14 protein-coding genes are annotated in these 19,889 nt (G+C 38.6%); 5 read left to right on the forward strand and 9 right to left on the reverse strand.

Annotated elements, in window-relative coordinates:
* Window positions 1–55 precede the first annotated feature (55 nt).
* Window positions 56–3,742 carry a methionine synthase gene (metH, locus tag JGE69_RS00590; RefSeq protein WP_199111812.1) on the reverse strand — a complete coding sequence of 1,229 codons (3,687 nt, stop codon included), beginning with the start codon at window positions 3,740–3,742 and terminating at the stop codon, window positions 56–58.
* Between the two features lie 464 nt (window positions 3,743–4,206).
* Here metH and JGE69_RS00595 point away from each other — a divergent pair, with 464 nt between their 5' ends.
* Together JGE69_RS00595 and JGE69_RS00600 are read left to right on the forward strand one after the other, a co-directional pair.
* Window positions 4,207–5,838, forward strand: coding sequence for an inorganic phosphate transporter (locus JGE69_RS00595; RefSeq protein ID WP_005070664.1), 1,632 nt, complete (start codon window positions 4,207–4,209; stop codon window positions 5,836–5,838).
* Window positions 5,839–6,003: 165 nt separating this feature from the next.
* Window positions 6,004–7,338, forward strand: coding sequence for a D-serine ammonia-lyase (locus JGE69_RS00600; protein ID WP_199111814.1), 1,335 nt, complete (start codon window positions 6,004–6,006; stop codon window positions 7,336–7,338).
* A 47-nt stretch (window positions 7,339–7,385) separates the two neighbouring features.
* Here JGE69_RS00600 and JGE69_RS00605 read toward each other — a convergent pair whose 3' ends face one another.
* The 5 genes from JGE69_RS00605 to JGE69_RS00625 all read right to left on the reverse strand — a co-directional run bounded on the left by JGE69_RS00605 (window position 7,386) and on the right by JGE69_RS00625 (window position 13,227).
* The gene (locus JGE69_RS00605; RefSeq protein ID WP_199111816.1) at window positions 7,386–8,933 is read right to left on the reverse strand and encodes a hypothetical protein; all 1,548 of its coding nucleotides are present in this window, start codon (window positions 8,931–8,933) and stop codon (window positions 7,386–7,388) included.
* A 554-nt stretch (window positions 8,934–9,487) separates the two neighbouring features.
* Window positions 9,488–9,652 (reverse strand): hypothetical protein, encoded by a 165-nt coding sequence (locus JGE69_RS00610; RefSeq protein ID WP_000854552.1) that lies wholly within the window; start codon window positions 9,650–9,652, stop codon window positions 9,488–9,490.
* A 109-nt stretch (window positions 9,653–9,761) separates the two neighbouring features.
* Window positions 9,762–10,766 (reverse strand): formylglycine-generating enzyme family protein, encoded by a 1,005-nt coding sequence (locus tag JGE69_RS00615; protein WP_005070657.1) that lies wholly within the window; start codon window positions 10,764–10,766, stop codon window positions 9,762–9,764.
* Complete coding sequence (locus JGE69_RS00620) at window positions 10,763–12,439, reverse strand: arylsulfatase (protein ID WP_199111818.1); 1,677 nt, start codon at window positions 12,437–12,439, stop codon at window positions 10,763–10,765. The genes JGE69_RS00615 and JGE69_RS00620 overlap by 4 nt, the downstream gene beginning before the upstream one ends.
* 170 nt (window positions 12,440–12,609) lie before the next feature.
* On the reverse strand, window positions 12,610–13,227 hold the full coding sequence (locus tag JGE69_RS00625; RefSeq protein ID WP_002117778.1) for a rhomboid family intramembrane serine protease: 618 nt from the start codon (window positions 13,225–13,227) through the stop codon (window positions 12,610–12,612).
* Window positions 13,228–13,385: 158 nt separating this feature from the next.
* On the opposite strand from JGE69_RS00625, the gene nfuA reads away from it, so the two are divergent.
* Both nfuA and JGE69_RS00635 read left to right on the forward strand, forming a co-directional pair.
* Entirely contained in the window at window positions 13,386–14,024 is a 639-nt protein-coding gene (gene nfuA / locus JGE69_RS00630; RefSeq protein WP_002117617.1) for a Fe-S biogenesis protein NfuA, read from the forward strand.
* Window positions 14,025–14,189: 165 nt separating this feature from the next.
* Window positions 14,190–16,229, forward strand: coding sequence for a ligand-gated channel protein (locus tag JGE69_RS00635; RefSeq protein ID WP_199111820.1), 2,040 nt, complete (start codon window positions 14,190–14,192; stop codon window positions 16,227–16,229).
* A 22-nt stretch (window positions 16,230–16,251) separates the two neighbouring features.
* On the opposite strand, the gene JGE69_RS00640 is transcribed toward JGE69_RS00635, so the two are convergent.
* Together JGE69_RS00640 and JGE69_RS00645 are read right to left on the reverse strand one after the other, a co-directional pair.
* Entirely contained in the window at window positions 16,252–17,259 is a 1,008-nt protein-coding gene (locus JGE69_RS00640) for a hypothetical protein (RefSeq protein ID WP_199111822.1), read from the reverse strand.
* Window positions 17,260–17,284: 25 nt separating this feature from the next.
* Window positions 17,285–18,310, reverse strand: coding sequence for an alpha/beta fold hydrolase (locus tag JGE69_RS00645; protein WP_199111824.1), 1,026 nt, complete (start codon window positions 18,308–18,310; stop codon window positions 17,285–17,287).
* A 284-nt stretch (window positions 18,311–18,594) separates the two neighbouring features.
* Here JGE69_RS00645 and JGE69_RS00650 point away from each other — a divergent pair, with 284 nt between their 5' ends.
* Window positions 18,595–19,209 (forward strand): carbonic anhydrase, encoded by a 615-nt coding sequence (locus JGE69_RS00650; RefSeq protein WP_199111826.1) that lies wholly within the window; start codon window positions 18,595–18,597, stop codon window positions 19,207–19,209.
* A 35-nt stretch (window positions 19,210–19,244) separates the two neighbouring features.
* On the opposite strand, the gene JGE69_RS00655 is transcribed toward JGE69_RS00650, so the two are convergent.
* Window positions 19,245–19,868 (reverse strand): arylesterase, encoded by a 624-nt coding sequence (locus tag JGE69_RS00655; RefSeq protein ID WP_005129345.1) that lies wholly within the window; start codon window positions 19,866–19,868, stop codon window positions 19,245–19,247.
* Between the last annotated feature and the right edge of the window lie 21 nt (window positions 19,869–19,889).

The raw sequence follows: 19,889 nt of genomic DNA on the forward strand, positions 1-19,889 counted from the left end.
AACTTATTTAAAATAAAAGGTAGTATATATTATATGTACTACCTTTAAATTTCAATTAAACAATCGAATCATCTAAATTCGGCGCTAACCAACGTTTCGCTTCATCCAGTGTCCAACCTTTACGTTTTGCATAATCTTCAAGTTGGTCTTGAGATATTTTACCTACGTTAAAGTATTCACTTTGTGGATGAGAATAATAGAAACCACTCACCGAAGATGGTGGCATCATTGCAAAGTGTTCAGTCAGTTTAGTACCAATTTTGTCGGTAGATCCTAACCAGTCAAATAACACTGCCTTTTCAGAGTGCTCAGGGCAAGCAGGGTAACCCGGTGCAGGGCGAATACCGACATATTTCTCTTTAATCAGCTCTTCATTGCTAAGCTGTTCATCCGCTTTATAGCCCCAGAACTCTTTACGAATGCGTTCATGTAAGTGTTCTGCAAAGGCCTCAGCAAAACGGTCAGCCAGTGATTGAACTAAAATTGCAGAGTAGTCATCACCTTTGGCTTTGTACTCATTTGCCAGTTCTTCTGCACCAAAAATCGATACAGTGAATCCGCCTAGGTAGTCCTGTTGTTCACGGTCATTACGAATGTAATCTGCCAAAGACAAGTTCGGTTTACCTGTCACTTTGTCAGATTGTTGACGTAAGTGCTCAAAAGTATGCGTAATATTTTGACCTGCTTCATCAAATACACTTACTGTGTCGGCGTCAGTGCGCTGTGCAGGGAACATACCGAATACGGCACGAGCATCAAAACGGTTGTTGTCGATAATATCTTTCAACATCGCTTGAGCTTGGTTATACAAATCTGTTGCAGCTTCGCCGACCACTTCATCTTCTAAAATTTTCGGGAATTTACCTGCCAAGCTCCAAGAAATGAAGAATGGTGTCCAGTCAAAATACTCTACAAGGGTTGCAAGAGGGTAGTTAGTGAGAACTTGTGTTCCTAAAAGATTTGGTTTTGGTGGTACATAGCTTTCGTCAATTTTAAAACCGTTTTCAACTGACTCAGCATAGGTCAATTTTGCAGCTTTTGGCTGTTTGTTGGCTAAGCGCTCGCGAATCTTGGCATATTCAGCACGGTGCTCTGCAATAAAGTTTCCACGCATTTCTTTCGAAAGCAGGGTGGTTGCAACACCCACAGCACGTGAAGCATCGGCAACATAAATCACTGCGTCATTTTGGTACTGAGGATCAATTTTTACTGCTGTGTGTGCTTTAGAAGTAGTCGCGCCACCAATTAATAAAGGAATGTTAAAGCCTTTGCGTTGCATTTCTTTCGCAACAAAGACCATCTCATCTAAAGATGGAGTAATTAGACCTGACAAGCCGATGATGTCACATTTTTCATCAATTGCGGTTTGTAAGATTTTCTCGCAAGGTACCATTACGCCAAGATCAACAATGTCATAACCATTACAGCCAAGTACAACACCTACAATATTTTTACCAATATCGTGTACGTCGCCTTTAACAGTTGCCATCAAGACTTTACCTTTAGATTGGCTACCTGTTTTTTCAGCTTCAATGTACGGGTTGAGCCAAGCCACAGCTTGCTTCATAACACGTGCAGATTTTACAACTTGCGGTAAGAACATTTTGCCCGAACCGAACAAGTCACCAACCACGTTCATACCGTCCATCAAAGCGCCTTCGATTACATCTAAAGGACGTTTGGCTTTGAGGCGAGCTTCTTCGGTATCTTCATCAATGTAAGTTGTAATACCTTTGACTAACGCATATTCAAGACGTTTTTCTACAGATTCATTACGCCATTCAAGGTTCTCGGCTTCTTTTGTAGCACCGCCTTGGCCACGGTATTTTTCAGCCACTTCAAGCAATTTTTCAGTCGCAGCTTGACCAGATTCACCTTGGTTTTGGTTTAAGATGACATCTTCAACAGCTTCTTTTAGCTCGGCTGGAATATCATCATAAATTGCCATTTGGCCAGCATTCACAATACCCATGGTCATGCCTTGTTTGATGGCATGGTACAAGAACACAGAGTGAATGGCTTCACGAACAGGCTCGTTACCACGGAACGAGAACGAAACATTCGACACACCACCAGAAATCATAGCGTGAGGTAAGTTCTGTTTAATCCAACCTGTGGCTTCAATAAAGTCGACGCCATAGTTATTGTGTTCTTCAATCCCTGTTGCAACTGCAAACACGTTCGGGTCAAAAATAATATCTTCAGCAGGGAAGCCAACATCATTAACCAAAATGTCATATGAGCGTTTACAGATTTCACGCTTACGTGCAGCAGTGTCGGCCTGACCTGTTTCGTCAAATGCCATAACAATAATTGCAGCACCATATTGACGGCACAGACGAGCTTTTTCTACAAACTCTTCATAACCTTCTTTTAAAGAAATCGAGTTAACAACGGGTTTACCTTGTACGCATTTTAAGCCAGCTTCAATGATTTCCCATTTTGATGAGTCAATCATGATTGGCACACGTGAAATATCTGGCTCAGAAGCTACAAGATTTAAGAAATGCACCATCGCATTTTGCGAATCAAGCATCCCTTCATCCATGTTAATGTCAATAATCTGCGCACCAGCTTCAACCTGTTGCTGTGCAACTTCTAAAGCTTCAGCAAAGTTTTCTTCACGAATTAAACGTAAGAATTTTTTCGAACCTGTAACGTTAGTACGTTCACCCACGTTCACAAAAAGTGAGTCATCATAAATATTAAATGGTTCTAAACCACTCAAACGACACGCAGGTACAGTTTCAGGAACTTGACGAGGCGCAATATCTTTTACCGCATTGGCAATCGCGCGGATATGGTCAGGTGTTGTACCACAGCAACCACCAGTAATATTAATTAAGCCGCTTTCTGCAAATTCTTTTAAGAATGCTGCCGTTTGTTCTGGCGTTTCGTCATATTCACCAAAAGCGTTTGGTAAGCCCGCATTTGGGTGCGCTGAAACAAACGTATCTGCGACATCGGAAATAGTTTTTACGTGAGGACGCATGGCATCTGCACCAAGCGCACAGTTAAAACCAATCGATAGCAAGTCGCCATGACGTACAGAGTTCCAGAACGCTTCGGCAGTTTGACCTGTTAATGTACGACCCGATGCATCGGTAATGGTCCCTGAAATCATGATTGGTAATTCACGACCAATTTGTTTAAAGACTTCTTTAACCGCAAAAATCGCAGCTTTACAGTTTAATGTGTCAAATACGGTTTCAATCAAAATGATATCTGCACCGCCTTCGATCAGCGCATGAGTCGCTTCAATATAGTTTTCTTTTAGCTCATCAAAGGTGATGTTACGAAAGGCAGGGTCATTTACATTCGGTGAAATTGAACAAGTACGCGATGTTGGCCCAAGCACACCTGCTACAAAACGCGGTTTCTCTGGAGTCGAATACTTCTCACAAGCTGCTTTGGCCAAACGTGCTGCTTCACGGTTAATCTCTGGAACAAGATCTTCCATGTGGTAATCAGACATAGAAACACGTGTGCCGTTAAAACTGTTGGTTTCAATAATATCTGCACCAGCATCAAGATAAGCTTCATGAATACCTTGAATGATTTGAGGCTGGGTCAGAACCAAAAGGTCATTGTTACCTTTTAAGTCATGTGCCCAATCGGCAAAACGCTCACCACGGTAGTCGGCTTCTTCTAATTTATGGCGCTGGATCATAGTTCCCATAGCACCATCAATAATCAGAATGCGTTTAGCAAGAAGCGCTTTTAGGGTGGCAAGCGTAGACATAGAAAACCCCGATCTTTTATATGAATTTAAAAATGCGGCGCTATTGTAACAGAATAGTTGCGCAATTGATGACCTATAACGACCCATCATTCACAGTAATAGATTCATTAAAAAACGGCTTTTATAACAAATGAAGACTGTTTTTTCATCAAATATTCATAAAATGATCATGATATTGAAATATTTCATCTCCAATATTCGGTTTTATGACAGTTGTTGTGTTTAAAAAGTAGACGTTTAGGTAATTTTTTAGATATTTTTGCTTCAAAAATAGTCATAAAATAGATGGGTGGGGATTTATGTAAATTATTGTATTTAAATAAAAAAATAAAAAGCGTAGAGGAAAGGTGCATCAAATGAGGTCAAAATGTGAAAAATTGACTTCATCAGGCGCCGCTTTGTCATATAATTGTCATAATTTAATTTAAGAATACAGAGGATTTTTTTATCCTCTTACCGTCTGCATGAATTCTAATCTACCCCCTGTTTCGGATTCAAAACTTGCGGCAAACCTGCAAGTCAAATCGACGAATGTACATGTCCCGACACCTAAATTTTTTATGCCGGTGTTTCTGACGATTATTGTTGCAACACTTATTTATATTGGATTTCAGGTGAGTGCTGATTTAGCACATGTACCACCTTTGAGTCTTTATTCAGTTATTCTTTTATCAACTGCCCTCTTGATTGCTTTAGGCTTTGAGTTTGTAAATGGCTTCCACGATACTGCAAATGCAGTGGCAACAGTGATTTACACCAATGCTTTACCAGCACCGGTAGCAGTCATGTGGGCTGGTTTTTGTAATTTTCTTGGGGTAATGGTTGCAAGCGGCGCAGTCGCTTACGGCATTATTGCATTGTTGCCTGTTGAACTGATTATGAATATGGGCAGTGGTGCAGGTTTCGCAATGGTTTTTGCGCTTCTTATTGCTGCGATTCTCTGGAACTTGGGTACTTGGTTCTTGGGTATTCCTGCTTCTAGCTCACATACCTTGATTGGTTCAATTTTGGGTGTGGGCATTATGAACCATCTATTGAGTGCATCGACTGGGGTAACGACCAGTGGTGTTGATATGGATCAGGTGATTAAAGTCGGTAAGGCATTATTATTTTCACCTTTAATTGGTTTCGCTTTTGCAGCGATTGTATTCTTGTTGGTTAAAACTATTTTTAAACGCCAATTAGAATTATTCCAGCCACCTGAAGGGAATAAACCACCACCAGCAATCATTCGTGCAATTTTGATCTTTACCTGTACAGGTGTGAGTTTTGCACATGGTTCTAATGACGGTCAAAAGGGTATGGGACTCATCATGCTGATTTTGGTTGGTTTGGTGCCGTTGGCTTATTCATTAAATAAAAATCTTGATACTCAGCAAGTTCAATCATTCCATCAGCTTTCTTCTCAAACTGCCGTATTTTTGAATCAAAATCAGCCAGAATTAACCGATGAAAAAGCACGTGTTATTTTGACTAAATATATTCAAACTAAACAGCAAACTCCGGAAGTTGTGCCTGCATTGGCAAGTATGACTGATCACTTGGGTGAACGAGTTTCTAGCTATAGCAACTTAAAAGATATTCCTGAAGCTGCAATTAGCGAAATTCGTAATGACATGTATTTGAGTACAACGACGTTTAAGCGTTTGGATAAAGCAGATGCTTTACCAAAAATGGATGACTCACAGAAAAAGCTTGTGAAAGAATACCGTAGTAGCTTAGATTCATTCTTACAATACATTCCGACTTGGGTAAAAGTGGCTGTTGCTTTAGCACTTGGTCTAGGCACAATGGTGGGTTGGAAACGTATTGTTGTGACTGTAGGTGAGCGTATTGGTAAGCACCACATGACTTATGGTCAAGGGATGTCTGCTGAGCTTGTTGCAATGAGTACAATTGCAGCTGCCGATGGTTTAGGTATGCCAGTTTCAACAACACACGTTTTAAACAGTGCTGTTGCGGGGACTATGGTCGCGAATAAATCAGGTTTAAACTTTAATACCGTGAAGACAATTCTCTCTGCATGGGTATTTACTCTTCCTGCAACAATCTGCTTGTCAGGTGGTTTGTACTGGTTATTCTTACAGTTTGTATAAAAGCATTTAAAAAATTAAAGCCACTGTTCACAGTGGCTTTTTTATTTATTTAGTTTTTAAAGTTGAGACTATTTTTCATGTACATTCATCTATAAATTAATAAGTTGTTATAGGTCATCAAACAGCTTTATAGGCTGGGCTTAAAATTTTATATCAGGATATATTATGAATGCGGTTCAAATACATCAGCTAAAACAAAAATTTCCACTTATTGAAACACTTCAAGCCTATCAAGAAACATTTTGGTTTACACCTCATCGTTATCCTTTAAAAGAAGCTTTAGAAAAAGTTGGACTAACCGCTAAGGATGTAAGTGAAGCAGAAGCAAGACTAGCGCGTTTCGCACCTTATTTGGCAAAAGTATTTCCTGAAACTCAAGCACAACATGGAAAAATTGAATCAGATATTGTTGAAATTGCTCATATGCAGCAAGTGCTTTCGTCAGCGAAACAAGTACAGCTTAATGGAACATTCTGGCTGAAAAAGGATAGTCATCTACCTATTTCAGGCTCCATCAAAGCACGTGGTGGCATTTATGAAGTGCTCACACATGCTGAAAAACTTGCCATGCAGGCAGGGTTACTTAAACCAGAAGATGATTATAGTAAATTAGATCAAGATTCATTTAGGGCATTCTTTTCTAAGTATCAAATTGCAGTAGGTTCTACAGGCAACCTTGGGCTTTCTATTGGCATCATGAGCGCCAAACTCGGCTTTAGAGTCACTGTTCATATGTCGGCTGATGCTAGACAGTGGAAAAAAGACAAACTACGTTCAATCGGCGTTAACGTTGTAGAATATGCCAGTGATTACGGCGTAGCTGTTGAAGAAGGACGAAAAGCCGCAGAGCAAGATCCACACTGCTTTTTCATTGATGATGAAAACTCAACAACATTATTTTTAGGTTATGCCGTTGCAGGAATACGCTTAAAACAGCAATTTGAGCAAAAACAAATTAAAGTCGATGCTGAACACCCATTATTTGTTTATTTGCCGTGTGGCGTCGGTGGTGGGCCTGGTGGGGTGAGTTTTGGACTAAAACTGGCTTTTGGTGAGCATGTACACTGTATCTTTGCAGAACCAACACATTCGCCGTGTATGTTACTTGGTGTCCACACAGGTTTGCATGATCAGATTTCAGTCAATGATATTGGTATTGATAACGTTACTGCGGCAGACGGACTTGCGGTAGGGCGTGCTTCAGGTTTTGTCGGGCGTGCTATGCAACAATTAATCGATGGCTACTACACCATTCATGATGAACGTTTATATGAGCTCATTGCGCTTTTAAATCAAACTGAGAATATTCAGCTTGAGCCTTCTGCAGTAGCAGGCATGATGGGGCCGTATTATGTTCAGACGAGTCCTGATTACTTGGCTTTACACCAGTTTACAGCTGAGCAGTTGCAACAGGCAAATCATGTAATATGGGCTACCGGGGGTGGCATGGTGCCGCCTGATGAAATGCAAAAATATCTATCGCACTTTCAAGGTAAATAAAGACACTTTAGAAAAAAGCCCAATTCTAAGATTGGGCTTTAATCAAATTATTTTTTAGATGATTTTCTAAAAGGAAGTTTTTCGGTAGCAAAACCATAAATTGCCGCAAAAGGCAGGGCAGTTCGTGCTAAATAAGCGACACGCCATAGACCACCATGATTGGCACCTTCCATCATAAGTTCAAGCGGATGGTCTAATACAGTTTCAGGATTCGCGACAGAAGACTCATTTCTTAAGTCATGAATCCAGAGCGCCGCCATAATGGCATTGGTGGTTTCAGGGCTAAATGCTTCTACATCGAAAAGTTCTGCGCCATTAAAAGCTGCTTTCAATAATGGATTTTTAGTCACTGAATGAGTTGTTGTCGATGGTGCAATATTAATGCTGACACGTTGTCCTTGATGGCGGGCCAAAATAGCACGCCATTGTTGAATACGCTTTGCCAAAGCATAGTTTGGACCTTGTTCAACCACTAAGCAGTCGGCAATACCATAAGTTTTTCCATTTTCACATGTAACCAAGTCTTGGTATGGCGCTTGAAAAAAACGATTGAGCGAAAGAGCAGAAACACCTTTTACTGCCAATTTTTGCATTTTTCTGCGGGATTTAAATTTCTCTTGAGCAGCCTCTGCAACTTCTTTTGGTACTGCATAAACATCGGTTGGAGTACACATAAACATAAGGCTTGTATCAGGCTTATGCTCGCTCACAAATTGCATAATACTATCCATTGCCATGGAAACGCGGACATGCTTTTCACCATCTAAATAGGCGATTGCTGCCAAATCTAACTTTTGTGGAAACTGCACCAGCCACTGCGCTATTTCTGGTAATTGAGTCAGTAAATTTGCACCCAGCTTATCTTTTAACTCCGAAGCTTTTGCTGACGAATCAACGGCTTCAACACATGGTGCAATGAGTGTTGCATTCCCTTGTTGAATTGTATTTAGGATTTTGCCCCAGACTCGTGAGTTTGGTAAATCTACAGCAACAATATTCGCTTTCCATTTGGCTAACCAAGGCAGTGGTCCTGCTTCTGAGGCTGCACCAAACAGCACCATCGTACGGTCAGACAAATCGAACCATTCTGGATGAGCAATAGCTTCACGAAGTGCTTTTGCATGACTTGGCTCAATAATACCAGTCTCTTCCCAGCGTTGAATTTGGTCCAGTAAGCTTTGTCCACTCAGCTTTTGTCCTTTATAAGGAACATACCACTCTGGTGCTGCCTCACTTTCACCTTTAAGTTTTACTGTATAAAGAGGAGTAGATGAAGCAATATGAACGGCATCTTTTAAAAGGTAGTGTTTACCATCACGATAATAATCAAAAATATGGTGAGCTTTATGCAACCCTTGCTTCGCAATAGTAATTGGGTTGTTGATATTAGAAATCCCTTGTTTAACAAGAGCTTTAAAATATAAAGGATAGTTTTTTCGCCAGTTTTTTTCATTCAACACTTGTTGTGCGGTTTTATTATCTACAATAGATAAAGCCTCTGACAAAATCTCTTGGCCTGTAAGAGATGTACTTTGTTTTTTTGTTGAGGCGTGTACCGGAAATTGTAGACCTTCGACTTGACTTGTGCTGGACATAAAATATCTCGTTTATACGACTGGGTTAATATACATGTGTATACATTATCTATGCCAATGAAAGGAAACGAGTGGCAATAACTGACAAAATAATATTGATTATTTATGTGATGAAACGTGAAAGAGAAAGTTATTATGATAAATTCATCTCATTTTTACCTTAATTTTTTTCACATTTTTAGAACATTTTTATAGACTTACGTTACATAAATGTTTATTTTGTATTAAGCAAATACATCAGTATTAACCTGAAGGTAAAATGTTCAAAATGTATCAATAATAGAGATACAGAAATGATTAAAAACTAGACTTTTTTCTTAAGCGGTAAGAAAAGTCAAACGGAATAAGAAAGAATTGGGGTGAAACTAGATAGAAGACAACGTAAGATTGTCTTTTAAAAATCTTGGGGATATGGTGATTTTTTTACACCATAATTTTCTAGTTTCATCCCATCTATTTTTGGGCTGGAACCCTCCATTTAGTATTCAATTCCTCACTTGATTGAAGCCTATTTCTTTAGAGTAACTTCAAAATTACTTTCAAAGAGGGTATTTCTAACAACGTCCTTTTTTAGCTTGTCCTGGTGGGCAAAAGCCTCCTGGATGTCCGTAATATGGTGAATCAGGGTCAATCACAATACTACCTTCAGGTGTATGGACTGCACAGGCTGATAGTGACATTGTGAAAATTGCTGCGGCACAAAGAAGTAAAGTTTTCATCTTGTTCTCACTTTTTTATCATTCTCACTTGTACTATAAAAACATTTTGATTATTTTTCGACCTGATTTTGGTTAAAAAATATCTTTAATAAGTCGAATTAAGTAGAAATTAAGGAGACCGTAAAATAGTCCGAAATCCAACATGTGTTGCAGCTAAATCAAAATCTTGTGGATAACGGCTACTGCTACGATAACGTGAACAATAATTTTGTGCACAAAGAAAAGATCCACCTTTAATTACATATTGAGTGCTGGTGATTTCTTGTTGACGTAAATCAGAATAATTTCCCATATGCTGGTCATGAGCACCTTGATAAGGAGAAGATGTCCATTCCCATACATTTCCAATCATATCAAATAGTTTGAATTTATTTGCCGCAAAACATCCAACGGGTGCAACACCTTTAAAGTGATCTTGATTTAGGTTTTGAAAAGGGAATTCGCCTTGCCAGTAATTGGCTTGCGGATGTTGATGTTCATCAGTAGGGGCCTGATGTAAAGGGGTATCAGTTTTTGAATTGGCTTTAGCTGCATATTCCCATTCTAGTTCTGTTGGTAAATCACGTCCTAGCCACACTGCATAATGTTCAGCATCATTTTTACTTACATACCTTACAGGCTCATTAGGATTTGCTATAGCTCCAGTACCGCCGTTTGGCGTTTTCCATGTATACCCTGATTTTAGCTGCCACCATTGCTGTGGGTGATGAGGGTCTGGTGAGAAAACAGCAGCCTGTTTTTGTTTTTCGGCATCGGTAATATAGCCAGTTGCTTTTACAAAACTTGCAAACTGAGCGACCGTAACTTCAGTTTGGTCAATCCAAAATCCTTTGACTTCGCGCTGCTTTTTTCCAAAATTAAGTTCATCGGGATAGGCCTTTTCAGAACCAAAGTTAAAATCTCCATCGGCAATTAAAACCATTCCTGCTGTAGGCTGTTTGAGCCAACCCTGAGGCAGACCACTATAGTTTTGACACTTTTCAATAGACCCTAAATCAGCTAAAGATGTTTGCTGTTGCGTCGAAGACCTAGATTCAGAAAATTTTGAAGATTCGCTACAGCCTGTCATAATAGACAGGCTGATTGTGGTAACTAAAAATGGCTTCAATTTCATTTGGCGTTATATTCCTGCACACCATTTTTTTCAGTATATTTTTGATAGACCGATAAGAGTTCTTGAACTTTTGCAGGATAAAGCTGAGCAACGTTTTGTCTTTCACCGCGATCTAATTTAATGTTGTATAGCTCCCAAGTCCCTGTGCCTAATTCAGGCCGCCCTTGAAGTGCGATTTTCCATTCACCTTGTTTTGCATATTTGCTGCCATGCAGCTCATCGGCAAAGCTAAAATTTGCAGGGCGAATAGTATCGGTTTTGTTTTCAAGCAAAGGTTTCCATGAAATTCCAGATGGCGTATTAATGGCCCGGCCATTGTATTGACCTTGTGGTACTGGAATATGAGCATATTCTAGTAAGGTAGGGAAAACATCGAGTACAGATGCAAAGCTATGATTTGTCTCTTCCGCTTTTTTCTGATTTGGTAATTTCACAATAGCAGGGGCAGTCGTTGCGCCTTCGCCCGCCGTATCTTTCCATAAGTGGAAAGGTGCCGCACTGACTTCGGCCCAACGTGGCCCAATATAGTGATATGAAGTAGGTGTACCAACATTGGCTACTGAGTTATCAAAACCAGATTCACTGCCATATCCGCCACGTACAAAACCTTCTGCGCCATTGTCTGAAACAAAGAAAATTAAAGTATTGTCATAAAGATTATTTTGTTTGAGATATTGAATAATGCGGCCGACATTGGCATCAAGATTTTCTACCATACCCGCATAGATTTCCATCTTACGAGCTTCTAGTGCCTTTTGCTCGGCTGTTAACTCATCCCATTTTCCATATTTTTGTGGAGCATTTTGAGTTGCAATTGGTTCTGCTGCATCAAAATTTGCAGGAATAATTCCGAGCTGTTTTTGTCTCGCAATGCGGGCATTACGAATTGCATCGTAACCTACATCATAAACTCCGCGATATTTTTCACGATATTCGGCTGGGGCTTGAATTGGCCAGTGAGGTGCCGTGTAAGCAGCATAAGCAAAGAATGGTTTACCACTATTTTTGCCTGAATCTAAGTAGCTTAGTAATTTATCGGTAAAATAGTTGGTAGAGAAAAAGTCATCAGGCAATGCCGAAATAGGAATAATTTGCCCATCTTCTGTATAAGTTGAATTTCGTTTAAAGGCACTTGGAGCTTGTTTAAAATGATGATCTAAACCTTGTAATAAGGTAAATGAATGATCAAAACCTTTAGCATGTGCATTGCTTTCAGGGGTTAAGCCTAAATGCCATTTACCACTAATATATGTGCGGTAACCATTGTCTTTAAGCACTTGGGCAATCGATAAAGAACGTTCGTTTAAATAGCCCTCATAACCTGGTTGTCCTTTCAAATGCTCTGGTGTGAGTTCCGCCATTGCCCCAATACCAGCTAAATGATGATCAGTACCGGAAATAAGTTGAGAGCGTGTTGGCGAACAGGTCGGGGCAGTATGATAATCCGTTAAAAGTCGACCTTCTTGAGCCAGACTATCAATATTAGGGGTATGAATTTCACTACCAAAAGCCCCTAAATCTGAATAGCCTAAGTCATCAGCCATAATAAATAAGATATTCGGTTGCTGAGGCGTGCTTACAACATTTTCTTGTTTATCGTTGTCATTACATCCAGCCAAAGATAAGCTAAATAAGGCAATAGAAAGACTAGATAAAATTGCTCTGTACTTCATTGTATCATCTGAATTATTAAAAGAATTGGCTTGAGTTTAATCAGATGGTTTTTGCAAACAAAACAACGAATTGATCAAAGAAAATCAGAAAAAAGACTGAGAATTTATGCAGATAAATAAATCAGAAAAAAAGAAAAGCCCATAACAGGCTTTTCTTTGAGTTATATCGTTTAGAAAGGAAGGCGAGTAAGCTGGTCTAAGAAATGTGGAATAACTTTAGGTTCAAGTAAAATGGTTACGATGATCCCGTAAGCTGCCCCCCATAAATGAGCACTATGATTGATATGGCTATTACCACGTTTACCAGCCCAAATACTGTACGCCACATATAAAATAGCGAAAATAATAGCGGGTACAGGAATGAAGAATACAAAAATCAGCTTCCATGGCTGAAACAGAATATAAGCAAATAAAACCGCTGAAACAGCACCTGAAGCGCCTAGACTGGCCCAGTTCGCATCATTTTTATGTTGTAAATAGCTTGGTAAAATCGCAAAGATTAAGCCACCTAAGTAAAACAACACAAAACCCATGTCGTAAAAATATTGGCGATAAAAGCTTTCAATAATACTGCCAAAGAAAAATAGGGTAATCATGTTGAAGAGTAGATGTGTTCCATCAGCATGAATAAAGCCATGAGTAATGAATCGATCAATTTGTCCACGTTGCATTGCAGGCGGCCAAAAAATCAATCGGTTCATTACATTTTGATTGCTAAAAGCAAGTAAAGAGATAATGACCGTAATAATAATAAGAGTAACTGTATGGTTAAACGGCAAATGCAACATAAGAAATATTTAAAAAATGATCAATACTGAGGTCAATAATGCCATTAAAAACTTAACTTGAAACCCTGTTGTGTATAAATCCGACAAATTTAGTTGATTTTTTTTAAATCTACCTCATCTTCGGTTAATATAAAGGCATCAGCTTGAGGAATATTGTTATGTCGACTGAGAACACCAACACTGCTGTTGCAGAAGAAATTCCAAACCTTTTGATTACACCATCTGCACAAGAGTATTTGCACGATTTACTAACGAAGCAAAATACTCCGGGAATTGGCGTTCGAATTTTTGTTGAGCATCCGGGTACGCCACGTGCGGAATGCTGTATGGCATATAGTGCGCCAGAAGAAGTGATCCCAACGGATTATAAGCAGGACTATCCTGATTTTCCTGCGTATATTGACGCGCCATCTATTCCTTATCTTTTAGATGCCGTAATTGATTACAACAAGGACCGTTTTGGTGGTCAGCTCACTTTCCGTGCTCCAAATTCTAAAGTTCCACGTGTTGGTCCAGATGCTTCGATTGAAGAACGTATTACTTACATTCTTCAGGCAGAAATTAACCCAGGTCTTGCAGGGCATGGCGGAAATTGTAGCTTGGTAGAAGTACAAGATGATCCAGAACACGGTTTAACTGCTGTATTGAAATTTGGTGGTGGTTGCCAAGGTTGTTCTGCAATTGATGTTACCTTGAAACAAGGTGTAGAAACTACTTTAAGAGAGAACATTCCTGAGCTTCAACGTGTGGTTGACCAAACAGACCACACACAAGCTGAAGGTGCTTACTTCAAATAATTAAATTATTTGAAAAGTGAAATAAAAAAGCCTCGCAATGAGGCTTTTTTATGGCCTTACAATTGAAAATAATTATCAATATTATTTATTTTTTTATTTAAATTTGTTACATTTGTTTAAGTAAAACTTAATATTTATTCATAATTTAATATGTTGGAGTAGGGTATGACGAAGAGTATTTTCCAATCTGTATTATCAATTTCGGTACTTACAGTAATGTTTCCTGCGGCTTATGCCGCTGAAAGTGAAAATATTTTAGTTGATTCTTCCATAAAAAATGAAAAAGAAAGCGAGGTTGCTCAACTTGAAAAAATTGTCGTGACAGCAAGTGGTTTTGAACAAAATATAAAAAAAGCAGCAGCTTCGATTTCGGTTTTAACTCAAGAAGAAATTAATAAAAAAGCATATCGTGATGTAACTGATGCACTTAAAGATGTTCCTGGTGTAGTTGTTACAGGTGGTGGAAGCTCATCTGATATCAGTATTCGTGGGATGGGAAGTGCATATACCGTTATTATGGTTGATGGTAAGAAAGTGAATACACGTTCTGTGCGACCAAATAGTGATAATTCAGGTATTGAGCAAGGTTGGTTACCGGGAATCGAAAGTATCGAACGTATTGAAGTTATTCGTGGTCCAATGTCGGGTCTATATGGTTCGGATGCGATGGGTGGTGTGATTAATATCATTACTAAAAAAGTTGCAGATGTTTGGAACAGTTCTGTTAAGTTAGATACAACAATTCAAGAAAATAATAAATCTGGAAATCTTTACCAAGCCAATACTTATGTGTCGGGACCTTTAATTAAGAATTTACTTGGTTTAAAAGCCAATGGCACATTTTCACAAAGAGATGAAGATGAAATTATTGGTGGTTATAACAAACAAAAAATTCGGGCGGGAGGGGCTACTTTAAGCTTAACTCCTAATGACCAACATACCATCGAGCTTGAATACCAGCGTTCTATCCAAAATCGTAATGCCACAATAGGTAAAACAGTTTCACCTATTCAAACTGGTCGCAATCCACCAGTAGATTCATTAACAGACTATTACCGTACAGAATATAGTTTAACGCACCGTGGTGACATTGGTCCTGTAAAGACTCATTCTTATATTCAACGCGAAGAAAATAAGAACCCGTCTAGAAATATGGAAGCTGTAAATACTACATTTAACACGCTTAACCAGATCACACTCGCAAATCATGCGCTTAGCGTGGGCGGAAGTTATCTAAAAGAAGAATTAGATGATTTAGGTAACCAATTAAAAGTGGGTGGCTCACAACCTGTTTCTAATTTAGATCGTTATAGCTGGGCATTATTTGCAGAAGATGCATGGAATATTATTGATCCTTTCACTTTAACAATGTCATTACGGATGGATCAGGACGAAAAATTTGGAGATCATTTCAGTCCTAAGCTATACGGGGTATGGACTTTAAATGATAACTGGATTATTAAAGGCGGCGTATCAACAGGTTATAAAACACCTGCATTAAGAGCGACCGTAGCAGAATGGGGGCAAGCTACAGGTGGCAGCAGTTCTGCTGGAGTGATTGTTGGTAATCCAAATTTAAAACCTGAAAAAAGTACCAACTATGAGCTATCATTCGCGTGGGATAATTTAGATAACTTGAATGCTGGATTAACGATTTTTAACAGTGAATTTAAAGATAAAATTACCGAAGTTAGAACGTGCTCAGGAGATGCAGGTGCTCGCGAGTGTAAGTGGTTAGGTCTAGATTATGATTTTGTGAGTCAACGCACAAATGTGGATAAAGCCAATATGAGAGGTGTTGAAGCGACATTTGGTTGGTTAATTTCACCAGATTTAAAAATGAATGCTAATTATACTTATACCGATACTGAGCAAAAAAGTGGTCAATTTAAAGGTCAGCCTTTAAATGAGATGCCGGAACATATGTTTAATACCACTTTAGATTGGCAAGTTAATGACTTAGTTAATATGTGGAGTCGTTTGAATTTCCGTAGCAAAACTTCTGAATATTTAAGCCGTACCTCAATGGCTGAAGGAAAGCCTGCTTATGGACTGGTTGATATTGGTATGAACTATAAACCGACTGACAAAATACAAGTTGCGGCAGGGATTTATAACTTATTTGATAAAGACATTGATGTGGCAACTTATAATTATGTCTTAGACGGACGTCGTTATAATTTAGGAATTATTTATAAATTTTAATTAGTTAAATAACAAAGGCGCTCTAAGCGCCTTTGTTATTTAAAATATCTAATGCTTTTTCAGAATAATAGAATTTTTCTAAGTAAACACGGGCACGACGTCTTAAATGTCCTGTTGTAATTAACTGCTGTAATACAGGCACAAGTAACGTGGTCAGCTCGTGTTGCACTAAGCTTTCATCAATACTGAGGTCAAGAAGTAACAAGTCAAAATTACGCTCTTGATTACGTACATACCAAGTATAGATACCATCATGTACTTGTTGTTTTAAATAATCAGTTTGACGAATGTGGTCCCAGATTTCATGCCCTAAACCAACCGTTTTTGATAAGTCTTGAGTTTCTACATAATTTTTTAAAACAGAAAGTGGCATAGTTTTAACTTTATGCCAAACATTTGCCTGAAAATGGTAGAGCTTATCATTGTCAAAATGTTGGTTTAAAACACGCTCACTCATTTGGCTGAGTTTTAAAATATTCTTTTGCAAATAATGATTAATCGTATCGTCCAGATTTGAATCGGTTACTGTTTCTAAAACAGATTTCCCCATTTTCATAAAACGACCTACACCGGGCACACGTTTTGACATCGATTCATCTAAATAATCATGCATTGTTTGCTGAATCAGTTGCGTGAGCAGGGCCGAAAAAGCAGGGTTATTCACAATCGTTTTAATCAGTTTTTTACGGTGCTGTTCCTTACTTGCAACGTATTGTGCAATTCGGTCAATCGTTAGAACAGGAATAACATCTTCAACAGTTGCGGTTTCATTTGCAGGATGAATCAATGCAAAGCGAATATGCTCAGCAATTTGTTCAATCAGGAAATCAGAAGCAGGCGTATCTAAAATCTGCTTTTGAATGAGCTGTTGAATTTGTTCAAAAGTCCACAGATGTTGTAATTGCCGACTCCCCAACCAATGATAAAATTGCTCAAACTCTTGCTGGATCACCTGAGTCTGAGCAAATTGCTCATCTAAAAAATCTAGATGAGCTTCAATAAGTTTTTCAATAAGTGGTTGGGTAGACATAAGGTCTCACAAGTCCGAAGTTTTATTAAGGTGTGGTCGTTTTTGACGACTGATTTGTTTCTACTTTAAGTAAAAACGGTAGATATTGTTGCATAACCAACTGTTCAGCTTCCAATATTGGCATATGACCTACATTTTCTAAAATAACTGGAGGCTGAGCATTCTTTAAAAGTCGTTTTAGTTCACTTGCTACTTCGACATTAATAATCTTATCTTGTTTGCCCCATAGAATGAGCGTCGGTGCATCGATCGTTTTGGTAAGTACAGCAAATGAATCTGGTGTATAGACTTTATTAAGTGCAATCAATTGATCAACCAGTTTTTGTGTTTGAGGTGCCTGATCAATCATCAACTTTTCTTGAGCTTGAAGAAACTCTTTAGGAATAAACGGAGGATTAAACATGGTTTGTTTTAATAAATAATTAAAGTCACCTTTTTTAGACACTAAAAGTTGTTTGAGGTAAGCAGGATCTTTTAAATAAATTGTATTGGCTGAGCGAAAAATACCGCCGCTATCTACTAAAAATAAACTTTTCGTTTCAAATGGATATTGTCCAGCATAGAGTAGGGCAATAGAGCCGCCGAGTGAGTGCCCAGCAATATGAATTGGACCTTTTAAATTTGCAGCCTCAACAAAGCGACGTAACTTTTCAGCAAGATTTGGTACAGAATAATCGAAGTCTTGTGGAACGATAGTTTCACCACTACCCGGTAAATCAGGAATAATGACATGGTAATTTGTGGTGAGATAACGAGCCACTCGGTTCCAGTTATCACGGCTACCCGCTAAACCATGAATAAGGAGTAAAGTCGGTTTTGTTGTAGAGCCGCCTTCGCTATATGACCAAGTCACATCACCGACTTTTAAGCTTTTACTTTGTAGACCTGCCCAGTTACGTTCTTGCTGTAATACATTCTGGAATGTCACATCAATATTATCGGCTGCCTGTGTTTGAGAAATACTCATCACTGACAATATGCTACAAGCCAAAGTCAGGGCGGTAGCAGTTTTTTTCATAGAGGCCTTAATTGATGTGGACAGCCTTGTCATAGATTTCATCCTTGAAGCTTAAGCGAGTTTGAAAAATTATTGAAAAACTTTGCCAATGAGTCATTTGCCAAATGTTTAGAATGAAGAAAATTATAGTCAATCCGAGAACCAAAGTATGTCTATTTTTTCACTAAACAGTAGCGAATGTGCAGTGAACTCTACATTAAAACAAGTTAAGTATTTTTAAATTTTTTCATAGAAAAGGATTTATTTTTTGTCAGTGACATTCAAATTTTGACACATTAAAATGATTTCCAACCTTGAAAAAACAATGGAAATATAAAATGCCTACTGCGCAAGAAGTTTTAGATCGTCTGAAAGCGGGTAATCAACGATTTGTAAATGGAAATAGTTCCCTTGCAAAAACCTTATCGCATCATGAACGCGCTGAAATGGCAAAGGATCAAAATCCGTTTGCGATTGTATTAGGTTGTTCAGATTCACGTGTTCCAGCAGAAATGGTATTTGATCAAGGTCTTGGTGACTTATTCGTAATCCGTGTTGCTGGTAATGTAGTTGCTCCTTCACAAGTCGGTAGTGTTGAGTTCGCGGCAGAACGCTATGACTGTCCAGTTGTTGTTGTATTGGGACATAGTCATTGTGGCGCTATTCAGGCGACAATTGATACGTTAATGAATCCTGATCAACCGCCATCATCTAACCTAATGTCGATTGTGAACCGCGTTCGTCCATCAGTTGAAATTTTAATGCAGACTGACTTAAAAAATGATTTGAAAAAATTATCATGTCATGCGGTACGTTCAAACGTTTTTGCTTCTGTAAATCAATTACGCCATGGTTCAGCGGTGTTAGAGAGCCTGATTGCAAAAGGTGAATTAATTGTTGTTGGTGCAGAATATTCACTCGAAACAGGTGAAGTTACTTTTTTTGATTTCTGATCATATTAAAAAGAATGCTTAAAGATAAAAGGTGCCTATAGGGCACCTTTTATATATGGGTAAGCTAAATTAAGTAGTTTTGACTGCGCTTGAGCATTGGGATGAATCAAATCATTTTGCATAAGCTGTTTTTGACCAGCAACACCATCTAGAAAAAACGGTAGTAGTTTCACCTGATATTTTTGACTTACAACTTTATAATTATTTTCAAAAGCTTTGCTATACGCAGCCCCATAATTTGGCGGAATCTTCATGCCAAAAAGAATAACTTTGGCTTTTTGTTTCTGGCTTAATTGAATGAGCTGATCCAGATTCTTTTGAATCATTTGAGGTGGTTGACCACGCAAGCCATCATTCCCGCCTAATTCAATCACGACAACATTGGGCTTATAAGTCTGTAATAACTTAGGTAATCGAGCTAAAGCACCGCTTGTTGTTTCTCCACTAACACTTGCATTGACCACTTTGTGTTGTTTGGGATACTGTTGGTCTAAACGTTTTTGCAGTAATTGTACCCAACCTTGTTTGGGATCAATTCCGTAACCGGCACTAATACTATCTCCTAAAATTAAAATAGTTTTCGCCGATACAAGCATGGGCAGCATACTTAATGAGATGAGCATGATGCTTTTAGAACCAATCAAAAAAGATTTAGACATTTGTACTTCGACCCTGATTCT

This window comes from Acinetobacter sp. C13 (assembly GCF_016809775.1).
In the GTDB taxonomy this organism is placed as follows: Bacteria; Pseudomonadota; Gammaproteobacteria; order Pseudomonadales; family Moraxellaceae; genus Acinetobacter; species Acinetobacter pittii.